At 53.4% G+C, this 939-nt stretch carries 1 protein-coding gene and 1 pseudogene; one reads left to right on the top strand and one right to left on the bottom strand.

Annotation, left to right across the window (positions count from 1 at the left end; all coding sequences use genetic code 11):
• Window positions 1-510: 510 nt before the first annotated feature.
• Window positions 511-642, bottom strand: a complete 132-nt coding sequence (locus HMPREF3009_RS13935) for a hypothetical protein (RefSeq protein ID WP_255366822.1) — start codon at window positions 640-642, stop codon at window positions 511-513.
• Between the two features lie 72 nt (window positions 643-714).
• On the opposite strand from HMPREF3009_RS13935, the pseudogene HMPREF3009_RS13775 reads away from it, so the two are divergent.
• Window positions 715-939: pseudogene (locus tag HMPREF3009_RS13775) on the top strand (HNH endonuclease); the annotation flags it as partial.

The raw sequence follows: 939 nt of genomic DNA, 5'->3' as shown, positions 1-939 counted from the left end.
CCCACTGCCTGCTCGACATCGAGTCCCTTATTGCTATTGATCAACCCATGTCAGCATTGACAGCCTTAACAGATGAAACCCTAGACTTTATCGACACTCTTCTGGCTGACTTCTTCACCCCCTTCTAAACCGAACCAGGCTTTTCCCACGCGTAGTCAAATCAGGCGCAAAGTCCGCGATATCTGCAAAACCCTCGATAACTCCATCGCCTACCAGGACACCCGCCCTAAAAATACGTACCGGTTTTCTTCTAACGGCACCTCAGCCTGGCTGGAACTGCACTGTGATGAAGACACCGGCATTAAACTCGATGCCTTCATCCACCACACCGCAACCAAGCACGATCTGACGATTCCGGAGGCAGTCATAAAACTACTTTCCGGTGAGATTAAGCCTCCAGCTACTGTGGTGTTACACACCTACCAGGCCTGCGACATTGAGGATGCACCAACCTTTATTGAAGGCTTCGGCTGGCGGGCTAAGCCCATGTCGCATGATAAGACCCGGGATTTAACCGGTGACGTCGCCGAAGCCGATGGCTACCAACCAGGAGTCATCATGCGCAAACATGTCGAAGGCCGTGACGGTACCTGCCGGGTTGGCGGCTGTGGCAAACCAGCTTTCCTTAGCCAGTTGGATCATCGGCATAACTGGGCTGAAGGCGGGCCCACCCACCCGAAGAACCTAGCGTGTTTATGCCAGGGTCATCACAACATGAAAACTGATGGCAGCCTCAAATACCTGCTGGACCCCTACAGCGGGGATGTCATCTGGCTATATGAAGACGGCACTTGGACTATTACCGAAGCCGACGGGCCGCTAGCACCAAAACAGAAACGGTGGGCACAAACAGTAGCCCAACACATCACCGCCACCAGGAAACGCGTACGCGAAGACGCCCAACACTTAAAACAAGAACTCGACGACTACGCACAACAA

The organism is Corynebacterium sp. HMSC034H07 (assembly GCF_001815175.1).
GTDB lineage: Bacteria > Actinomycetota > Actinomycetes > Mycobacteriales > Mycobacteriaceae > Corynebacterium > Corynebacterium hiratae.
Note: the sequence above shows the minus strand (reverse complement) of the source record. Positions and strands in the feature narration are given on the sequence as shown.